Origin of the sequence: Acidovorax sp. Root267, from assembly GCF_001429215.1 — a bacterium.
Lineage (GTDB): Bacteria > Pseudomonadota > Gammaproteobacteria > Burkholderiales > Burkholderiaceae_C > Acidovorax > Acidovorax radicis.
Map to the genome: position 1 here is coordinate 21,295 of NZ_LMJC01000008.1, position 19,554 is coordinate 40,848.

A 19,554-nucleotide genomic window follows, 5' to 3' on the forward strand; every position below is an offset into this window, starting at 1 on the left:
CACCATGCAACGCAAAGACTTCCGCTGTTTCCACCGCCTGCGCGTGCGCTGGGCCGAGGTGGACATGCAAAAAATCGTGTTCAACGCGCACTACCTCATGTACATCGACACGGCCATGAGCGACTACTGGCGTGCGCTGGGTTTGCCCTACGAGGCGAGCATGCTCACCTTGGGTGGCGAGATGTATGTGAAGAAAGCCACGGTCGAGTACCACGCCTCGGCGCGGCTGGATGACACGCTGGACGTGGGCCTGCGCTGCACGCGCATCGGCAACTCGTCCTGCCTGTTCACGGCGGGCATTTTCAACGGCGACCGGCTGCTGATCTCGGCCGAACTGGTCTATGTGTTCGCCGATCCGGCCACGCAGACCTCGCGCCCGGTGCCACCTTCGCTGCGCGCCATCTTTGAGGGCTTTGAGGCCGGCGCCGACATGGCGGAGGTGCGCACGGGCGACTGGAACACGCTGGGCCGCGATGCAGGCCGCGTGCGCACGGAGGTGTTCGTGCACGAGCAGGGCATTCCTGCCGAGATCGAGGCCGACGTGCAAGACATCTCGGCCCGCCATGCGGTGCTCTACAACCGGCTGGGCATGCCCATTGCCGCCGGCCGCCTGCTGCAGCCACAGCCAGGCCTGGGCCGTATTGGCCGCATGGCGGTGGACCGATCGGTGCGTGGCGCGCAATGGGGGCGGTTATTGCTGGATGCGCTGGTCGCCGCTGCGCGCGCCCGGGGCGATACGGAGGTGCACCTGCACGCCCAGCGCAGTGCTGAAGGCTTCTACCGCCGCGCCGGGTTTTCGGTGGTGGGGGAGCCCTACGAGGAGGCCGGCATTGCGCACATTGCGATGGCGCAGCGTTTGTAGCTGATTTGCTATTGAAAAGTGAGCTACTGGCGCTTGTCTGAAGGGCGCCAGGGCCTGTTTTTATTCAAATATCGTCGAGCAGGGCGTAGGGCAGGGGCAGCAGGGACAGCGCCACGCCGTCCGTGGCACCCACCTGCAGGCTGGTCGCCTCTTGCGCCGCCGAGATCTGCAGCGAGACGATGGCATCAAAGCCGCCGTCCGGGGCTGGTGCCACTTGCACCACCGTGCCGCAGGGCTGTTCCAGGTCCGCCGTGCTGAACACTTCGGCACCCACCACCACGTCGGCCGCCGCATGGGCCACATAAGCGCGCCGCTTGAGCGTGCCCCGGAACTGGCTGCGCGCCACCACTTCCTGGCCGGGGTAGCAGCCCTTCTTGAAGTTCACACCGCCCACCGATTCGTAGTTGAGCATCTGGGGCACGAAGGCTTCGGCCACGGGCGTTGTCAGGGTGGCCACGCCACTTTTCACTTCGCTCCAGCGCCACAGGTCTGGCGCCAGAAGAGCCCCCGGTGGGGCGGGTTCGGAGACTGGCGCCACCCACAGTGCACGGGGCTGGCCATCGGCGGGATACAGGTGGACCACCGACGCGGTGCCCACATCGGCCTTGGTCCAGGCGGGTTGGCTGCCGCCGGGCACGGCATCCCCGGCCAGGCCGTACAGGACAAAGTCGTGGGTCGCGTCGGTCAGCTTGGCCTTGGCGCGCAATACGAACATCGACAGGCGCTTGAGCGTGGGGGGCAGCAGGTCGCTGCTGCAGACCAGCAGCACCTCCGTGGCGCTGCGCTTGAAGCCGATAAAGCTGGCCTGCATGCGGCCCTTGGCCGACAGGAACGCAGCCAGGCGGGCCTGGTCCATGCCGAGCAGGGCGAAATCCTGGGTGAGCTGGCCGTGCAGAAACTTGGCAGCGTCTTCGCCTTCCACGCGAATCACGCCGAGGTGGGACAGGGGGGCAATGCCGTTCAAGGGATAAGTCATCGCTGAATTATGATGCCCGCTCCCATTCATACAGGTATCAGGGTTGTGCGACGTTTACTGGCTTTGATCGTGTTGGTTCTGATCGCATCGGGTGGTGCGGCTTTCTGGTGGCTGCACCAGCCGCTGGTGGCTGGCACCGAGCCTCTGGAGCTTGCCATCGAGCCCGGTACCACACCCCGGGGCATCGCCCGCGACGTGGCGGCCGCAGGGGCGCGTGTGGATGCCCGTGTGCTTTACGCCTGGTTCCGCGTCTCGGGCCAGGACCGTGCCATCAAGGCCGGCAACTATGAAATCCCCCCCGGCACCACGCCCCGCAGCCTGCTGCAAAAGCTGGTGCGCGGCGAAGAGAGCCTGCGCGCCATCACCCTGGTCGAGGGCTGGAACTGGCGCCAGGTGCGCCAGGCGCTCGCCAAGGAGGAGCAGCTCAAGCGCGACGCCGCCACGCTGACCGACGAGGCGCTGATGGCGCAGTTGGGCCGCCCCGGCGTGGCGCCCGAGGGACGTTTCTTCCCGGACACCTACGCCTATGCCAAAGGCTCCAGCGACATCGCTTTGCTGCGCCGGGCGATGCATGCCATGGACCGCCGCCTCGAAGCCGCCTGGGCGCAGCGCGCTGCGGACACGCCCCTCAAGTCGGCCGAAGAGGCCCTGACCCTGGCCAGCATTGTCGAGAAGGAAACCGGCAAGGCCAGCGACCGTGGGCAGATTGCGGGCGTGTTCGCCAACCGCCTGCGCGTGGGCATGCTGCTGCAGACCGACCCCACAGTGATCTATGGCTTGGGCGAGAAGTTTGATGGCAACCTGCGCCGCCGCGACCTGCAAACCGACACGCCCTGGAACACCTACACCCGCGCGGGCCTGCCGCCCACGCCGATTGCCATGCCCGGCAAGGCATCGCTGCTGGCGGCCGTGCAGCCCGACGCCACACGTGCCCTGTACTTTGTGGCCAAGGGCGATGGCACCAGCCACTTCAGCGCGTCGCTGGAGGAGCACAACCGCGCCGTTAACCGCTACCAGCGCGGCCAGCAGTAGTTGCAGGGTGGTAGAGACTCCGGTCTCTCGCCAGAGCCACAGATTCAACCCAAGGTTTCCATGTCACGACCCGGTCTGTTCATCACCTTTGAAGGCATCGACGGTGCCGGCAAGTCCTCCCACATCGAGGGCCTGGCCTCCGCCTTTCGGGCGCAAGGCCGTTCCGTCACTGTCAGCCGCGAGCCAGGCGGCACGCCGCTGGCTGAAAAACTGCGCGAGATGGTCCTCAACGACCCGATGGACGCGCTCACGGAGTCCTTGCTGATCTTTGCCGCCCGCCGTGACCACCTGCGCAATGTGATCGAGCCCGCCCTGGCGCGGGGCGATGTGGTGCTGTGCGACCGGTTTACTGATGCCACCTTTGCCTACCAGGGCGCAGGGCGTGGCTTTGATCTTGGTGTGCTATCAGTATTGGAGCGTCTTGCGCAGACTGGACTTGCGCCAGAGGCCGATTTGATGCGTGAACCTGACCTGACGGTGTGGTTTGACCTGGCACCTGAGGTGGCGGCCGAACGCCTGGCCGGTGCGAGGGTGCCCGACCGTTTCGAGGCCCAGCCTGTCGAGTTCTTCCGCCGCGTGGCCCAGGGCTATGCCGACCGGGCCGCCGCAGCGCCGCAGCGCTTTGCGCGCCTGGATGCAGCGCAGGAGCGCCACCGGGTGTGGCAGCAACTCACCAGCGTGTTTGTGCGCAAGGGCTGGCTGGCGATCATGGTGGCGTCGCAGGGAGGGCCGCAATGAGCGAGCCAGCCGTGGTTCTGGCGCCCTGGATCGCGGCGCAACGCACCAGCCTCTTGGCCCAGCGTGGCCATGCGTGGTTGCTGCAGGGGCCTTCTGGACTGGGGCAGTACGCCCTGGGCATGGAGCTGGTGCGTGCGTGGCTGTGCGACGTGCCGACAGAGCGGGGCGCCTGCGGCCAGTGCGGCAGCTGCCACGCCATTGACGTGCGCACCCACGCCGACCTGTGCGTGCTGATGCCCGAGGTGCAGATGATGGCGCTGGGCTGGCCCCTGTCGGAAAAGGCCCAGGCCGACATCGACGACAAGAAGCGCAAGCCCAGTCGCGAGATCCGCGTGGAAGCCATGCGCGATGCGGTGGAGTTCTCGCAGCGCACCTCGGCGCGTGGCAAAGGCAAGGCGGTGCTGGTGTACCCGGCCGAGCAGATGAACCACATCACCGCCAATGCGCTGCTCAAGACGCTGGAGGAGCCGCCGGGCGACGTGCGCTTTGTGCTGGCCAGCGAGGCGGCGCACCAGCTGCTGCCCACCATCCGCAGCCGCTGCCTGGGCCACTCCATGGTCTGGCCCGCAGAGGAGCAGATGCTGCAGTGGCTACAAGGGCAGGGCATTGCTGCGGATGCCGCTTTGGCGTTTCTGCGGGCCGCAGGCGGGCGGCCCGACGATGCCCTGGCACTGGCGCGCTCTGGCCGCAGCCCGCAAGCCTGGTCGGCCTTGCCGCAGGCGGTGGCCAAGGGCGATGTGACCGCACTGGGAGACTGGTCGCCCGCGCAGGTGATCGACGCACTGCAGAAGCTTTGCCACGACCTGCTGGCGGCCAGCGTGGGCGGCGCACCGCGCTACTTTGCGCCCGCAGACCTGCCCAAGGCGCGGCCATCGTTGGGTGCTTTGACACGCTGGTCGCGCGCGCTGGCCAAGGCCGCGCGCACGGCAGACCATCCCTTCAATGCCGGCCTCATGCTGGAGGCGCTTGTCGCCCAGGCGCGAAACACCCTACACTCCAAGCACTGAGCCGCACCACAGATCCATGAGCAGTCCATCCACCGCCCCCCGCCCCAGCGTCATGCAGCTGGCCATCAAGGAAAAGGGGGCCCTGTACGCGGCCTACATTCCCTTTTTTGCCGAAGGGGGCATTTTTGTCCCCACCCAGCGGGACTACAAGCTGGGCGATGATGTCTATGTGCTGCTGACGCTGCCGGATGACACGCAGCGCTATCCAGTGGCCGGGCGCGTGGCCTGGGTTACCCCGGCGCGGGCTGCGGGCAATCGCACGCAGGGCGTGGGCATCCAGTTTCCCAAGGACGAAAAGTCGCGCCAGCTCAAGGCCAAGATCGAGGAACTGCTGGGCACGTCCCTGGGGTCCGACCGGCCCACCCAGACCATCTGAGCCTGGCCCACTGACCGTGCCGACCCGCGCAGGCTGGTCGGCATTTTTTATGGGTGCCCACGGCGAGGGCGCGGATGGCGTATCTTTACCCCGGAGCGCTGCGCCGCCGCCGATGGCACGCGTTGCGCCCCAGAAACGATTAATTTGAAACTGCATGTTCACTGATTCGCACTGCCATCTCAATTTTCCGGAACTGGTGAGCCAGTTGCCCGCCATCCGCCAGGCCATGGCCGAGGCGCAGGTTGACCGCGCCCTGTGCATCTGCACCACGCTGGAAGAATTCGACGGGGTGCATGCCCTGGCCATGGCCCACGACAACTTCTGGAGCACGGTGGGTGTGCACCCCGACAACGAAGGCATCGCCGAGCCTTCGGTGCAGGATCTGCTGGACCGTGCTGCCTTGCCACGTGTGGTGGCCATCGGCGAAACAGGGCTCGACTACTACGGCATGGAAGACCGCAAAGGGGGGCGCAGCATTGCCGATCTGGAGTGGCAGCGTGACCGTTTCCGCAACCACATCCGTGCGGCCCGGGTGTGCGAAAAACCCCTGGTCATCCACACGCGCAGCGCATCGGACGACACCCTCGCCATCCTGCGCGAGGAGGGCGAGGACGGCCCCGGCAACCGGGCCGGTGGCGTTTTTCACTGCTTTACCGAATCCATGCAGGTGGCGCGTGCGGCGCTCGATCTGGGCTACTACATTTCGTTCTCGGGCATCGTGACATTCAAGAGCGCCCAGGAGCTGCGCGACGTGGTGGCCTTTGTACCGCTGGACCGTACCCTGATTGAAACCGACAGCCCCTATCTGGCGCCCGTGCCGTATCGCGGCAAGACCAACAACCCCTCGTATGTGCCCTACGTGGCCAGGCAGGTGGCCGAGACCAAGGGGCTGGCGCTGGAAGAAGTGGCCGAGGCCACCAGCCGCAACTTTGACATCCTGTTCAAGGGGGTGACCGCATGATTTGCCATCGCCGCAGTGTGTTGGCGACCTTGGCGCTGGGGCTTGCCGCCCCTGGCATCTGGGCCGGAGCCTACGAGGATTTTTTTGTCGCCATCCTGCGCGATGACGATGCTGCGATTGCCGCGCTGTTGCGCAGGGGTTTTGATCCGAATACGCGCGATCCGAAAGGGCAGGTGGGCCTCACCATCGCCTTGCAAAATGGTTCGGTCAAGGCCTTTGCGGCCTTGTTGGCCTCCCGCCAGGTGGATGTCGAAGCACGCAATGCGCAGGACGAAAGCCCCTTGATGATGGCGGCCCTCAAGGGCAACGTAGAAGCCGTCAAGGCGCTGCTGGCACGTGACGCCGACGTGAACAAGACGGGCTGGACGCCCTTGCACTATGCGGCCTCTGCAGGCTCGCGCCAGCATGCAGCCATCATCGCATTGCTGCTGGAGAACCATGCCTACATCGATGCAGCCTCGCCCAACGGCACCACGCCCCTCATGATGGCTGCGCATTACGGCTCCAGCGAGGCCGTGCAGCTTTTGCTGGACGAGGGCGCTGATCCAGCACTCAAGAACCAGCTGGGCCTCACGGCTGCAGACTTTGCCCTGCATGTGAGCCGTACCGAATCTGCCGACAAGATCGCCGCAGCCATACGCAAGCGGCAGCCCAACCGGGGCCGTTGGTAGGCGCCTTGCGATGGGCCATCGCGCAGCAGGCGCGGTGTTTTCAGATCATTGCAATGCGGCAGCTTCGCCCGAGGCAGGCCGCGTCTGAAGGCGTGCATACAGCCCGCCCATTGCCATCAGCTCCGTGTGGGTGCCTTGTTCGGCAATGCGCCCACGTTCCATGACGACGACCCGGTTGGCATGCTCGATGGTGGACAGGCGGTGCGCAATGACCAGGGTGGTGCGCCCTTGCATCAGGCGCTGCAGGGCATCCTGTACCAGCCGCTCGGATTCGGTGTCCAGCGCCGAGGTGGCCTCGTCCAGAATCAGGATAGGGGCATCCTTGTACAGTGCCCGCGCAATCGCCAGCCGCTGGCGCTGCCCTCCCGACAATTGTGTGGCGTTGTGGCCCACCACGGTGTGCATGCCCCGGGGCAGTGCTGCCACGTGCTCGGCCAGGTTGGCAGCGGCCAGGCACGCCTGCACGCGCGCCTCATTCACCTCATGGCCCAGTGCTACGTTGGCCGCGACGGTATCGTTGAACATCACTACGTCCTGGCTCACCATGGCAAATTGCGAGCGCAGCGATCCCAGGTCCCACGCGGGCAGCGGGCTTCCATCCACCAGAATTTCACCCGAAGCGGGCGTCACAAACCGTGGCAACAGGTTGACCAGCGTGGTCTTGCCCGCACCGGACGGGCCGACCAGGGCGACGATTTCGCCAGGCTCCACGCGCAAGCTGATGTGGTCCAGCGCCGGGGCGTGGTCAGGGCCAAACGACACCGTGACCTGCTTGAGTTCCAGCGCCCCCTGGGCGCGGTCCTTGCGGAACTGGCCGCCCGCTTCGGCTCCGGTGTCTCCCAGCAGTGCCAGCCCCCGCTCCAGGGCGGCGACGCCCCGTGTGATGGGGCTGGCGACATCGGCCAGGCGGCGTATGGGGGCAATAAGCATCAGCATGGCCGTGATGAACGACACGAAGCCACCGACGGTGACATCCTTGGCGTCCACAGTGCCGCGGCTTTGCCACAGTGCAATGCAGATCACCACGGAGAGCGCTGCAGCGGCCAGCAGCTGGGTCAGCGGCGTCATGGCGGCGGAGGCGATGGTGGACTTGATCGCCAGGCGCCGCAGGCTCTGGCTCAGGGTGGCGAAGCGCCCGGCCTGCCCAGGCTGCGCGCCGTGCAGCCGCACCATGCGGTGGGCCAGCACGTTTTCTTCCACCACGTAGGCGAGTTCGTCGGTGGCCTGCTGGCTGCTCTTGGTCAGGTGATAGAGGCGCCGGGACAGCGTTTTCATGATCCAGGCCACGCCCGGCACGACCACGGCAACGATCAGCGTGAGCTGCCAGTTGAGGTACAGCAGATACACCAGCAGCGCCACCAGCGTGAATCCGTCGCGCGATACCCCGAGCAGTGCCTGCACGAGCAAGGTTGCCCCGGTTTGCACCTCGTACACCACCGTATTGGACAGCGTGCTGGCCGACTGCCGCGAGAACAGGCCCATCTCGGCAGCCAGCACTCTGTCGAACAGCGACTGGCGCAGCGTCAGCATGCCTTCGTTGGCAATGCGTGCCAGCGCGTACTGGCCGACGAACTGGGCAACTCCACGCACGAAGAACACGCCCAGGATGGCCAGTGGCACCATCCACAGCTGCAGGGTTCCCTGGGTGAAGCCTCGATCGAGCAGAGGTTGCAGCAATGCTGGAATCAGTGGCTCGGTGATCGCGCCCACGAGGGTGGCTACCACCGCGAGGCTCCAGGCCATCCGCTGGTTGCCAAAATAAACGGACAGCCGACGCAGGCGAGTGGCCAGGCTTGCAGCGGGCGGGGAGGGAGTATTGGGAGGCGCGGTGCCCGTGTCTGTGGCTTGCATGTGGCCCGGATTCTACGGTTGTGGGCTGTGACGGTGCCGGTGAGACATTTCTTCGCAGCAGGTTGTGCGCTTCAAAAAATCGGCACGGATATGTCCTGAGGTCGCACGTTTTGTCACAGGGGTTTCCCTGCTGTGTGTAACATTCGGGTTTGCCTTTCGGCATTTGTTCGGCTACCGCTGGATGCCAATGACCACAGATCGAATCTCTACATACCCATCTCCTGCGGCTTTGCCGCATCCCTTGCGCCGCCACATGCTGGCAGCGCTGCTCTCGACCCCCGCACTGCCAGCCCTTGCGCAATTTCGCGTTGAGGTCACAGGTGTTGGCTTGACCCAGTTGCCCATCGCGATTGCACCGTTCAGGGGCGAGGCGCAGTCACCCCAGAAGATAGCGGCCATCGTCCAGGCTGACCTGGAGCGCAGCGGCCAGTTCCGCGCTGTGGATGCCTCCGGTGCGGTGCTGGATGAAACTGCCCGCCCGGATGTAGCCCTGTGGCGCCAGAAGAGTGCGGACTCTCTGGCCACCGGCAGTGTCACGCGCCTTGCGGATGGGCGCTTCGATGTGCGGTTTCGCCTTTGGGATGTGGTGAAGGGACAGGACCTGGGTGGCCAGAGCTTTGTGGTCACCCAAGGCGATCTGCGCTTGGTGTCGCACCGCATTGCGGATTTCATCTATGAAAAGCTGACGGGCGAGCGCGGCATCTTCTCGACACGCATCGCCTATGTCACCAAGACAGGTTCCCGGTACAGCCTTTGGGTGGCAGACGCTGATGGCGAGAATGCCCAATCGGCACTGTCAAGCCCCGAGCCCATCATTTCTCCCGCATGGTCGCCCAATGGCGGGCAGCTGGCCTATGTGTCGTTTGAATCTCGCAAGCCGGTTGTCTATGTGCATGATGTGGCGTCCGGCCGCAGGCGCCTGATTGCCAACTTCCGGGGGTCCAACAGTGCCCCGGCCTGGGCTCCGGATGGCCGCTCCCTTGCCGTGACGCTCAGCCGCGACGGGGGTTCCCAGCTTTACACCATCGACGCCAACGGCGGCGAGCCGCGCCGCCTCATGCAGAGCGCCGGCATTGATACGGAGCCCATGTTCTCCGGTGACGGTCGCAGCATCTACTTTGTCAGTGACCGTGGTGGCGCACCGCAGATCTACAAGGTCTCCACATCCGGCGGCAATGCGGAGCGTGTGACGTTTACCGGCAGCTACAACATCTCCCCCAGCGTCAGTCCCGATGGTCGCTGGCTGGCCTACGTCTCCCGTGTCGGTGGGGCTTTCAAGCTGCACGTCATGGACCTGTCCTCTGGCACCGTGAATGCGGTCACGGACACGACGGCCGACGAGAACCCCAGCTTCGCGCCCAATAGCCGCCTCATCGTTTATGCCACCCAGCAGCAAGGTCGTGAGGCGCTCATGACCACTACGTTGGACGGCAAGATCAAGGCCCGGCTTGCCGGTCAGGCGGGTGATATCCGCGAGCCCGACTGGGGTCCGTTTCAAAAGCAATGAACTTATCCGCACTTTCAAATATCAAGTTTTCAGGAGAATTTTGGATGATCAAACGTTTTACCCTTGCCCTTACCGTCGTCGCACTGGTTGCCGGATGCAGCTCTGGCGTGAAGCTGGACGATGTGCCTGTCGAAGACAAGAACGCCACCTCCACCATGGGCGGTAACAGTGGCGCCAACTCTGGCAATACCGCACAGAGTGGTGTGGCTGGTGTGGATCTTGGCCAGTCGGGCCGTGATGCTGCGGGGCCTGTCGGCGTGAGCCGCATTGTCTATTTTGACTACGACAGCTATGTGATCAAGCCGGAATTCCAGTCGCTGATCGAAGCGCATTCCCGCTTCATCAAGGCAGGTACCAACCGCAAGGTGATGATTGAAGGCCACACGGATGACCGTGGTGGTCGCGAGTACAACCTGGCGCTGGGCCAAAAGCGTGCCGAAGCGGTGCGCCGTTCGCTGGCTCTGTTGGGCGTGCAAGACAGCCAGGTGGAAGCCGTGAGCTTTGGGAAGGAAAAGCCTGCAGCCCAGGGTAACTCCGAGGACGCGCATGCGCAGAATCGCCGGGCAGAACTGTCCTACCGTTGATGCGCGCGATTTTTTTGTCCTATCGTCTCAAGGCGTTGGCGGCAGTAACGCTGTCGGCCGCATTGGTGTCTACGGGCCACGCCGCAATTTTCGAGGATGGCGAAGCTCGCCGTGCGATCCTCGAAATGCGGCAGCGTGTGGACAGCATGCAGCTGTCTCAACAACGGACTGCGGAAGAAATGCGCAGGCTTGGCGAAGAGAATGGCCAGCTGCGGCGCAGCCTGCTGGATCTGCAAAGTCAGATCGATGCACTGCGCGCGGAGCAGTCAACGCTTCGTGGTCAGAATGAACAGCTGTTGCGCGATGCGGCTGATCTGCAGCGGCGCCAGAAAGACATTGCCCAAGGGGTAGACGACCGTCTGCGGCAGTTTGAACCGGTCAAGGTGACCTTGGATGGGCAGGAGTTCCAGGCAGATCCTGCGGAGAAAAAGGACTTTGAGACGGCGTTGGCCGTGTTTCGTTCGGGCAAGTTTCCAGAAGCCGGTGCGGCTTTTGCAGCCTTTGTCCGACAGTATCCACGCAGCGGCTTTGTGCCTTCCGCGCGCTTCTGGCTCGGGAACGCACAGTACGCTACCCGCGAGTACAAGGAAGCGATTGGTAATTTCAAGCTGATGTTGTCTGATGCTCCGAGTCACGCTCGGGCGCCAGAGGCAGCCTTGTCCATTGCCAACTGCCAGATTGAACTCAAAGATACGCGAACGGCTCGCAAGACCCTGGAGGATCTCGTGCGCGCTTACCCGCAGTCCGAAGCTGCTATGGCGGCCAAGGAACGCCTGTCGCGCTTGAAGTAATGGTCAGCGAAGCGCGTTTGCAGGCAGCACCACCCGTGGGGGTGCTCGAAGATGTAGCGCTTGAACGCCGTTTTGGCGGGCTGGAGCGACTGTATGGCGTAGAAGGATCACGCCGCATCCGCAGGGCGCATGTGGCGGTGGTGGGTATCGGGGGGGTGGGCTCGTGGGCCGCAGAGGCCTTGGCGCGCAGTGGGGKGGGGGAGGTCACGTTGATCGATCTCGACCATGTGTCCGAGTCGAACATCAATCGCCAGATTCACGCGCTTACCGAAACGGTCGGTCAGGCCAAGGTTCTGGCAATGCGCGACCGGATTGCTCAAATACACCCCCAATGCAAGGTCCACTGCATAGAGGATTTTGTGGAGCCCGGGAACTGGCCCAGTCTGCTTTCCCTGCCCGTTGATGCGGTGATTGATGCGGTGATTGATGCATGTGATCAAGTTCAAGCCAAGACGGCCATCGCGGTCTGGGCCCAAGCCCAGAAGGTTTTGCACATCACGGTTGGCGCGGCTGGGGGCAAACGCCATGCGCACCAAGTGGATGTGGACGATCTGGCCCGGACGACCCACGATCCTTTGCTGGCGCAACTTCGCTATCGCATGCGCAAGCACCACCGCGCAGCACGCGATGGCAAAAAGATAGGAGTAACTTGCGTCTTCAGCCGGGAAGCGGTGGCGCCGCCCGATGCGTCATGTAATTTGGAAGGAGATGGTTCCCTGAACTGTCATGGGTATGGCTCGGTCGTTGCGGTGACGGCCACCTTTGGTCAGTGTGCTGCGGGGTGGGTGCTGGACAAACTCGCCGCAACTTCTCAAAAGGCCGAAAAAACGACGCTATAATTCAAGGCTTTGCAGCAGTCTGCCAAGATTGGCTGCAATCGGTTGGGACGTTAGCTCAGTTGGTAGAGCAGCGGACTTTTAATCCGTTGGTCACTGGTTCGAATCCAGTACGTCCTACCACCCGGTTCAAGGCATCAGTCGTCTGGTGCAAACAAAGGCCTCCTTGCGGAGGCCTTTGTTTTTTGCGCGATCGGCTTGGTGGGATGCACGCTGCCATGCAGCGTTGTTCCTGGCGCGCACTTGGTCGAATCAAGCTGCTGTATCAGGTTGTCTCATTGTGGGTGCCTGGGGAAAACAGATCCCAGCTGGCAATGAACAGGGCAGCGATAACTGGCCCAATCACGAAGCCGGTCAGGCCAAAAAGCGCCATGCCTCCCAGGGTGGATATCAGCACGACGTAGTCTGGCATTTTGGTGTCCTTGCCCACCAAAATGGGGCGCAGGACGTTGTCCACGAGGCCGATCACACCAACGCCAAATGCGGTCAGTACCACGCCCTGCCATACAGCACCTGTAGCCAGAAAATAGATGGCCACCGGCACCCAGATCAGCCCGGCCCCCACAGCGGGCAAGAGTGACAGGAATGCCATGGATACGCCCCACAGCACGGGCCCCTGGATGCCCAGGATCCAGAAAATCAAGCCACCCAGTGCTCCTTGTGAAGCGGCCACAACGATGTTGCCTTTGACGGTGGCGCGGATGACGGTAGTGAACTTGCTCACTAGTTGGCGCTTGTGTGTCTCGTCCAGTGGCGTGGCTTGGCCAATGCGCAAGGCCAGGCTCGATCCGTCGCGGAGCAGGAAAAACAGCAGATACAGCATGATGCCGAAGCTCACGATGAATTGCAGTGTGTTTTGCCCAATGCTCAGTGCTTGTGCTGCAATAAATTGGCTCGCCTGGACGGCCACGGATGAAAATTTTTGTTGCAGTTCGCCAACGGTCGTGAGATTCAATCGATCCAGCAGATTGGCTGCCCAAGCGGGCAGGGCTGCGATCACTTGCTGCAGATAGAGTCCAAAATTGAGCTGGCCGGAACGCATCCGCTCATAAATCACGGTGGCTTCCTGGGCCAGCGATACCGTGATGGCCGTCATGGGCAGGATGACTACGATCAGGCACAGTCCCAGCGTGCACAGCGCGGCAAGATTGTGCCTCCGGGGCATGCGCCGCAGCAGTTTGCGGTGCAAGGGGGCAAACAAAATTGCCAGGATAACGCCCCAGAAGACGGCTCCATGGAACTGCCAAAGGATGGCACCGAAGGCGATGGTGACCAGGGCCAGCAGCAGCAAAAAGACTTTGTTCTGAAGGGTAGGTGGCGTCATGTGGGTAGGTGTCATTGAGATACCCGGAATGTACGCGAGCCCAGATTTCTATCTGATTTTTGCGCCAGCCCTGCCACGTCTGCCAAACCTTTTCCGTTGGGCGGTTGGCTGTTCAGTGGCACAATGGCGCCCGTACCAAGGCCCTTCCCCAGCCACAGTCGCATCCGCCAATCGGTTCAGCCGTGTCGCGGAAGGTTTCTCAACCAGCTAATGCTTTCCCAAGGAAAGCGGAGGTCAGCGGAATATGAGCGATACGACGTCCGTCTATCAAGCCTACCAAGGCAATACTTACCTCTTCGGCGGCAATGCGCCCTATGTCGAAGAGATGTACGAGAACTATCTCGCCAATCCAGGCAGCGTGCCTGACAACTGGCGTGAGTATTTCGATGCATTGCAGCATGTGCCTGCCGTTGATGGCTCCAACGCCAAGGACGTACCCCACCTCCCCGTCATCAATGCTTTTGCCGAGCGTGCCAAACAAGGCGGTACCAAGGTCGTGGTCGCCACGGGGGCTGATTCGGAACTGGGCCGCAAGCGCACTGCCGTTCAGCAACTGATCGCTGCCTACCGCAACGTTGGCCAACGCTGGGCCGACCTGGATCCGCTGAAGCGCACAGAGCGCCCCGCAATTCCTGAACTCGAACCTTCTTTCTATGGTTTCAGCGATGCTGACCAGGAAACCGTGTTCAACACCAGCAACACGTTCTTCGGCAAAGAATCGATGCCGCTGCGTGAGCTGATCAACGCGCTGCGCGAAACGTACTGCGGCTCCATCGGCGCTGAGTACATGTACGCAACCGACCAGAACCAGAAGCGCTGGTGGCAGGAAAAATTGGAAAAGATCCGCAGCAAGCCCAGCTTTGGTGTGGACAAGAAAAAGCAGATCCTTGACCGCCTGACGGCAGCCGAGGGTCTGGAGCGTTTTTTGCACACCAAATACGTCGGCCAGAAGCGTTTCTCTCTCGAAGGGGGCGAAAGCTTCATTGCCGCCATGGACGAACTGATCCAGTCTGCCGGCGCCAAGGGTGTGCAGGAAATCGTGATCGGCATGGCCCACCGTGGCCGCCTGAACGTGCTGGTCAACTCGCTGGGCAAGATGCCCAAGGACCTGTTCGCCGAGTTCGATCACACTGCCCCGGAAGAATTACCTGCCGGCGACGTGAAGTACCACCAGGGCTTCAGCTCGGACGTGACCACCCCCGGCGGCCCGGTTCACCTGTCGCTCGCGTTCAATCCATCCCATCTGGAAATCGTGAACCCTGTGGTCGAAGGTTCCGTGCGTGCCCGCATGGACCGCCGTGCCGATCCCCATGGCAAGCAAGTGCTGCCCGTGCTGGTGCACGGTGACGCGGCCTTTGCCGGCCAGGGTGTGAACCAGGAAACCCTGGCGCTGGCCCAGACCCGTGGTTACTACACGGGTGGCACGGTGCACATCATCATCAACAACCAGATCGGCTTCACCACGTCCGACCCGCGTGATACGCGTTCTACGCTGTACTGCACCGACATCGTGAAGATGATCGAGTCGCCCGTGCTGCACGTGAACGGTGATGATCCCGAGGCCGTGGTGCTGGCCACCCAGCTCGCTCTCGAGTTCCGCATGGAATTCAAGAAGGATGTGGTGGTGGACATCATCTGCTTCCGCAAACTGGGCCACAACGAGCAGGACACCCCAGCGCTGACCCAGCCGCTGATGTACAAGAAGATTGGTGCCCACCCTGGCACCCGCAGGCTGTATGCCGACAAACTGGCCGCGCAAGGCCTGGGCGAGACGCTGGGCGACGACATGGTCAAGGCCTACCGCGCCGCCATGGACGCTGGCAAGCACACGGTTGATCCGGTGCTGACCAACTTCAAGAGCAAGTACGCCGTGGACTGGAGCCCGTTCCTGGGCAAGAAGTGGACGGACGCAGGTGATACCGCCATCCCCTTGGCCGAGTGGAAGCGTCTGGCCGAGAAGATCACGACCATTCCTGAGAGCGTGACGCCACACCAGCTGGTCAAGAAGGTGTACGACGACCGCGCTGCCATGGGCCGTGGCGATATCCCTGTGGACTGGGGCATGGGCGAGCACATGGCGTTCGCGTCGCTGGTGGCCAGCGGCTACCCCGTGCGCCTGTCCGGCGAAGACTGTGGCCGTGGCACGTTCACGCACCGCCACTCGGTCATCCATGATCAGAAGCGCGAGAAGTGGGACATCGGTACCTACACTCCACTGCAGAACGTGGCCGAGAACCAGGCTCCTTTTGTTGTCATCGACTCCATCCTGTCGGAAGAGGCGGTGCTGGGCTTTGAATACGGCTACGCATCCAACGATCCCAACACGCTGGTGATCTGGGAAGCCCAGTTCGGCGACTTCGCCAATGGTGCACAGGTTGTGATCGACCAGTTCATCGCCTCGGGCGAAGTGAAGTGGGGTCGTGTCAACGGCATCACGCTGATGCTGCCCCACGGCTACGAAGGCCAGGGCCCCGAGCACAGCTCGGCTCGCCTGGAGCGTTTCATGCAGCTGTCGGCCGATGCCAACATGCAAGTGGTGCAACCCACCACGGCCAGCCAGATCTTCCATGTGCTGCGCCGCCAGATGGTGCGAGATCTGCGCAAGCCGCTGATCATCATGACGCCCAAGTCGCTGCTGCGTAACAAGGACGCGACCTCGCCGTTGTCCGAGTTCACCAAGGGCAGCTTCCAGACCGTGATCCCTGAGCAGGATGAAGCCATTGTGAAAAAGGCTTCCAAGGTCAAGCGCATCATTGCCTGCTCCGGCAAGGTGTACTACGACCTGGTCAAGAAGCGCACCGAGCGCGAAGACGATGACGTGGTCATCCTGCGCGTGGAGCAGCTCTACCCCTTCCCGCACAAGGCGTTTGCCGCTGAAATCAAGCGCTATTCCAACGCCACGGATGTGGTGTGGTGCCAGGACGAGCCGCAAAACCAAGGTGCCTGGTTCTTCGTGCAGCACTACATCCACGAGAACATGCTCGAAGGCCAGAAGCTGGGCTATTCCGGCCGCGCGGCTTCGGCGTCGCCTGCCGTCGGTTACTCGCACCTGCACCAGGAACAACAAAAGGCGCTGGTGGACGGCGCGTTTGCCAAGCTCAAGGGTTTTGTCCTGACCAAATAAGGCCAGCTGCGACCCGACAACAGAACAAAACCCCATTCCGAAAGAATTGATATGGCTATCGTAGAAGTCAAAGTCCCCCAGCTGTCCGAATCCGTGGCCGAAGCCACCATGCTGACGTGGAAGAAGAAGGCCGGTGAGGCCGTGGCAGTGGATGAGATCCTGATCGAGATCGAAACCGACAAGGTCGTGCTCGAAGTGCCCGCACCCTCCGCAGGTGTGTTGACCGAAATCGTGCAGGGCGACGGCGCCACCGTGGTGGCCGACCAGCTCATCGCCAAGATCGACACCGAAGGCAAGGCTGGCGCTGCGGCTCCTGCCGCCGCTCCAGCGGTTGCCGCATCGGCACCCGTCGCTGCTGCCCCCGCACCTGTGGCCGCTGCTGGCGGCTCCAAGGGTGACGTGGCGATGCCCGCCGCCGCCAAGCTGCTGGCCGAGAACAACCTGTCCGCATCGGCCGTGGCTGGCAGCGGCAAGGATGGCCGCGTGACCAAGGGCGACGTGCTCAGCGCCGTGGCGGGTGGTGCTGCCAAGGCTGCTGTGGCCGCCCCAAGCGCTATTCCCACGGGCGTGCCTACCAAGGCACTGCCTCAGGTGTCGGCCCCTGCCGCCAAGGAAGACCTGGGTGACCGCCCTGAGCAGCGCGTGCCCATGAGCCGCCTGCGTGCCCGCGTGGCCGAACGTCTGCTTCAATCGCAGTCGACCAATGCCATCCTGACCACGTTCAACGAAGTGAACATGGCGCCGGTGATGGACATGCGCAAGAAGTTCCAGGACACCTTCACCAAGGAACACGGCGTGAAGATCGGCTTCATGAGCTTCTTCGTGAAGGCGGCTGTGCACGCCCTCAAGAAGTACCCTGTGCTGAATGCCTCGGTCGATGGCAACGACATCGTCTACCACGGCTACTTCGACATCGGTATCGCTGTGGGCTCGCCCCGTGGCCTGGTGGTGCCCATCCTGCGCAACGCCGACCAGATGAGCTTTGCCGACATCGAGAAGAAGATCGCCGAGTTCGGCAAGAAGGCCGCCGAAGGCAAGCTGGGCATCGAAGAAATGACCGGCGGCACGTTCTCGATTTCCAACGGTGGCACCTTCGGCTCGATGATGTCCACCCCCATCATCAACCCGCCCCAGTCGGCCATTTTGGGCGTGCACGCAACCAAGGACCGCGCGGTGGTGGAAAACGGCCAGATCGTCGTCCGTCCGATGAACTATCTGGCGATGTCCTACGACCACCGCATCATCGACGGCCGCGAAGCCGTGCTGGGCCTGGTGGCGATGAAGGACGCGCTGGAAGATCCATCGCGCCTGTTGTTCGACATCTGACCCCCTGACCTTATTGACCCACCCGCGTGGCCTGGCCTCTGGTCCTGCCCGCCGGTGGGTCTTTCTCCAACAGACTGAGCGAGATTTACCATGAGCAAACAATTCGACGTGATCGTCATCGGCGGTGGCCCCGGCGGCTACATTGCCGCCATCCGCGCTGCCCAGTTGGGCTTCAACGTGGCCTGTATCGACGAGTGGAAGAACGAAAAGGGCGGCCCGGCACCCGGAGGCACCTGCACCAACGTGGGCTGCATTCCCTCCAAGGCGTTGCTGCAGTCGTCCGAGCATTTCGAGCACGCCAACAAGCACTTTGTCGACCACGGCATCACGGCTACCGGCGTCAAGATGGACGTGGCCAAGATGATCGCCCGCAAGGACACCGTCGTGAAGCAGAACAACGATGGCATCCTGTACCTGTTCAAGAAGAACAAAGTCAGCTTCTTCCACGGCCGTGGCTCGTTCGTCAAGGCCGCCGAAGGTGGCTACGAGATCAAGGTGGCTGGCGCCGCTGAAGAGTCGATCACCGGCAAGCAAATCATCATCGCCACCGGCTCCAACGCCCGCGCGCTGCCCGGCACGCCGTTCGATGAAGAGTTCGTGCTGTCCAATGACGGCGCGCTGCGCGTGGGCGCCGTGCCCAAGAAGCTCGGTCTCATCGGCTCGGGCGTGATCGGGCTGGAAATGGGCTCGGTGTGGCGCCGCCTGGGTGCCGAAGTCACCATCCTCGAAGGCCTGCCCACCTTCCTGGGCGCGGTGGATGAGCAGATCGCCAAGGAAGCCAAGAAGGCGTTCGACAAGCAGGGCCTGAAGATCGAGCTGGGCGTGAAGGTCGGCGAGATCAAGACCGGCAAGAAGGGCGTCTCCATTGCCTACACCAACGCCAAGGGCGAGGCCCTGTCGCTGGACGTGGACAAGCTCATCGTCTCCATCGGCCGCGTGCCCAACACCATCGGTCTGAACACCGAAGCCGTGGGCCTGGCCCTGGACGAACGCGGCGCCATTGTGGTGGATGCCGACTGCAAGACCAACCTGCCCGGCGTGTGGGCGGTGGGTGACGTGGTGCGAGGCCCGATGCTGGCGCACAAGGCCGAGGAAGAAGGCGTTGCCGTGGCCGAGCGCATTGCCGGCCAGCACGGGCATGTGAACTTCAACACCGTGCCCTGGGTGATCTACACCAGCCCCGAGATCGCCTGGGTGGGCCGTACCGAGCAGCAACTCAAGGCCGACGGCGTCAAGTACAAGGCGGGCACCTTCCCCTTCCTGGCCAACGGCCGGGCACGTGCGCTGGGCGACACCACCGGCATGGTCAAGATGCTGGCCGATGCCGACACCGATGAGATCCTGGGCGTGCACATCGTGGGCCCGCAGGCCAGCGAGCTGATCTCCGAAGCTGTGGTGGCCATGGAGTTCAAGGCCAGCAGCGAAGACATCGCACGCATCTGCCACGCGCACCCCAGCCTGAGCGAAGCCACCAAGGAAGCGGCCCTGGCGGTGGACAAGCGCACGCTGAACTTCTGATATCTTGAATAAAAAAGGGCTCCAGCGCTTGATAATCAAGCGCTGGTAGCTATTAAATTCATAGTATCAG

At 63.0% G+C, this 19,554-nt stretch carries 17 protein-coding genes and 1 tRNA gene; 15 read left to right on the forward strand and 3 right to left on the reverse strand.

Annotation, left to right across the window (positions count from 1 at the left end; translation table 11 throughout):
* Positions 1-4 precede the first annotated feature (4 nt).
* Complete coding sequence (locus ASE39_RS08595; RefSeq protein WP_057270893.1) at positions 5-862, forward strand: YbgC/FadM family acyl-CoA thioesterase; 858 nt, start codon at positions 5-7, stop codon at positions 860-862.
* Between the two features lie 64 nt (positions 863-926).
* On the opposite strand, the gene ASE39_RS08600 is transcribed toward ASE39_RS08595, so the two are convergent.
* Positions 927-1,838 (reverse strand): folate-binding protein YgfZ, encoded by a 912-nt coding sequence (locus ASE39_RS08600; RefSeq protein ID WP_057270869.1) that lies wholly within the window; start codon positions 1,836-1,838, stop codon positions 927-929.
* Positions 1,839-1,847: 9 nt separating this feature from the next.
* On the opposite strand from ASE39_RS08600, the gene mltG reads away from it, so the two are divergent.
* The 6 genes from mltG to ASE39_RS08630 all read left to right on the forward strand — a co-directional run bounded on the left by mltG (position 1,848) and on the right by ASE39_RS08630 (position 6,623).
* On the forward strand, positions 1,848-2,870 hold the full coding sequence (mltG, locus tag ASE39_RS08605) for an endolytic transglycosylase MltG (RefSeq protein WP_199864258.1): 1,023 nt from the start codon (positions 1,848-1,850) through the stop codon (positions 2,868-2,870).
* 60 nt (positions 2,871-2,930) lie between these two features.
* The gene (tmk, locus tag ASE39_RS08610; protein ID WP_057224741.1) at positions 2,931-3,608 is read left to right on the forward strand and encodes a dTMP kinase; all 678 of its coding nucleotides are present in this window, start codon (positions 2,931-2,933) and stop codon (positions 3,606-3,608) included.
* On the forward strand, positions 3,605-4,615 hold the full coding sequence (locus ASE39_RS08615) for a DNA polymerase (RefSeq protein ID WP_057270871.1): 1,011 nt from the start codon (positions 3,605-3,607) through the stop codon (positions 4,613-4,615). The genes tmk and ASE39_RS08615 overlap by 4 nt, the downstream gene beginning before the upstream one ends.
* A gap of 16 nt (positions 4,616-4,631) precedes the next feature.
* Positions 4,632-4,991, forward strand: a complete 360-nt coding sequence (locus ASE39_RS08620) for a PilZ domain-containing protein (protein ID WP_010465538.1) — start codon at positions 4,632-4,634, stop codon at positions 4,989-4,991.
* A gap of 154 nt (positions 4,992-5,145) precedes the next feature.
* Entirely contained in the window at positions 5,146-5,952 is an 807-nt protein-coding gene (locus ASE39_RS08625; RefSeq protein ID WP_057224737.1) for a TatD family hydrolase, read from the forward strand.
* A complete protein-coding gene (locus tag ASE39_RS08630; protein WP_057270872.1) occupies positions 5,949-6,623 on the forward strand; it encodes an ankyrin repeat domain-containing protein in 675 nt (224 codons plus the stop codon). Before ASE39_RS08625 ends, ASE39_RS08630 begins: the two co-directional genes overlap by 4 nt.
* A 45-nt stretch (positions 6,624-6,668) precedes the next feature.
* Here ASE39_RS08630 and msbA read toward each other — a convergent pair whose 3' ends face one another.
* A complete protein-coding gene (gene msbA, locus ASE39_RS08635; protein ID WP_057224733.1) occupies positions 6,669-8,474 on the reverse strand; it encodes a lipid A export permease/ATP-binding protein MsbA in 1,806 nt (601 codons plus the stop codon).
* A gap of 187 nt (positions 8,475-8,661) precedes the next feature.
* On the opposite strand from msbA, the gene tolB reads away from it, so the two are divergent.
* From tolB to ASE39_RS08660, 5 genes are all read left to right on the forward strand, one after another.
* Positions 8,662-9,981, forward strand: a complete 1,320-nt coding sequence (gene tolB / locus ASE39_RS08640) for a Tol-Pal system beta propeller repeat protein TolB (protein WP_057270873.1) — start codon at positions 8,662-8,664, stop codon at positions 9,979-9,981.
* Positions 9,982-10,025: 44 nt separating this feature from the next.
* On the forward strand, positions 10,026-10,565 hold the full coding sequence (gene pal / locus ASE39_RS08645; protein WP_010465528.1) for a peptidoglycan-associated lipoprotein Pal: 540 nt from the start codon (positions 10,026-10,028) through the stop codon (positions 10,563-10,565).
* Complete coding sequence (ybgF, locus tag ASE39_RS08650) at positions 10,565-11,356, forward strand: tol-pal system protein YbgF (protein ID WP_057270874.1); 792 nt, start codon at positions 10,565-10,567, stop codon at positions 11,354-11,356. Before pal ends, ybgF begins: the two co-directional genes overlap by 1 nt.
* Positions 11,356-12,195, forward strand: a complete 840-nt coding sequence (locus tag ASE39_RS08655) for a tRNA threonylcarbamoyladenosine dehydratase (protein ID WP_057270875.1) — start codon at positions 11,356-11,358, stop codon at positions 12,193-12,195. The genes ybgF and ASE39_RS08655 overlap by 1 nt, the downstream gene beginning before the upstream one ends.
* A 44-nt stretch (positions 12,196-12,239) precedes the next feature.
* Positions 12,240-12,315, forward strand: a tRNA-Lys gene (locus tag ASE39_RS08660).
* A 142-nt stretch (positions 12,316-12,457) separates the two neighbouring features.
* Here ASE39_RS08660 and ASE39_RS08665 read toward each other — a convergent pair.
* Positions 12,458-13,516: an AI-2E family transporter gene (locus tag ASE39_RS08665; protein ID WP_057270876.1), complete on the reverse strand. Its 1,059-nt coding sequence runs from the start codon at positions 13,514-13,516 to the stop codon at positions 12,458-12,460.
* Between the two features lie 244 nt (positions 13,517-13,760).
* On the opposite strand from ASE39_RS08665, the gene ASE39_RS08670 reads away from it, so the two are divergent.
* The 3 genes from ASE39_RS08670 to lpdA all read left to right on the forward strand — a co-directional run bounded on the left by ASE39_RS08670 (position 13,761) and on the right by lpdA (position 19,484).
* Complete coding sequence (locus tag ASE39_RS08670; protein ID WP_010465520.1) at positions 13,761-16,640, forward strand: 2-oxoglutarate dehydrogenase E1 component; 2,880 nt, start codon at positions 13,761-13,763, stop codon at positions 16,638-16,640.
* A gap of 51 nt (positions 16,641-16,691) precedes the next feature.
* Positions 16,692-17,966, forward strand: coding sequence for a 2-oxoglutarate dehydrogenase complex dihydrolipoyllysine-residue succinyltransferase (gene odhB / locus ASE39_RS08675; RefSeq protein ID WP_057270877.1), 1,275 nt, complete (start codon positions 16,692-16,694; stop codon positions 17,964-17,966).
* Between the two features lie 90 nt (positions 17,967-18,056).
* Positions 18,057-19,484, forward strand: coding sequence for a dihydrolipoyl dehydrogenase (lpdA, locus tag ASE39_RS08680; RefSeq protein WP_057270878.1), 1,428 nt, complete (start codon positions 18,057-18,059; stop codon positions 19,482-19,484).
* Positions 19,485-19,554: the final 70 nt, after the last annotated feature.